The following is a 342-nucleotide window of genomic DNA, read 5'->3' as shown; positions in this document are numbered from 1 at the left end:
TGCCTTCTTAGGGCTGAAAGTCAGAATATCCAGGGCGTCCTCAACAGCCTTGCCGCGTACTTGGTCAGCGACAAGACGTGCTTTCTGAGCTGAGAGGCGAGCGCCCTTGTACTTGGCTGCTACTTCCATTTTTATTACCTCAAATCAGCGTTTAGCTTTCTTGTCGGCCGCATGACCACGATAAGTACGCGTTGCCGCGAACTCACCCAGTTTATGTCCAACCATATCTTCGGTGACATAACCCGGCACGTGCTGCTTGCCGTTGTGGACTGCAATGGTCAGGCCTACGAACTCCGGAAAAATCGTGGAACGGCGCGACCAGGTCTTGATCGGTCGCTTGTC

General features: G+C 53.5%; 2 protein-coding genes. Both read right to left on the bottom strand.

The annotated features are described in order from the left end of the window. Nucleotides 1-129: large ribosomal subunit protein uL22 (locus tag E5Q11_RS17400; RefSeq protein WP_265937568.1), on the bottom strand; the 129-nt coding region annotated here is incomplete at its 3' end. A 15-nt stretch (nt 130-144) separates the two neighbouring features. Next, nucleotides 145-342, bottom strand: a 198-nt coding sequence (gene rpsS, locus E5Q11_RS17395) for a 30S ribosomal protein S19 (protein ID WP_135804711.1), incomplete at its 5' end; no start/stop codon positions are given.

The sequence above is a fragment of the Marinobacter confluentis genome, from assembly GCF_004785685.1.
GTDB lineage: Bacteria > Pseudomonadota > Gammaproteobacteria > Pseudomonadales > Oleiphilaceae > Marinobacter > Marinobacter confluentis.
This window is presented reverse-complemented; position numbering and strand designations above follow the sequence as displayed.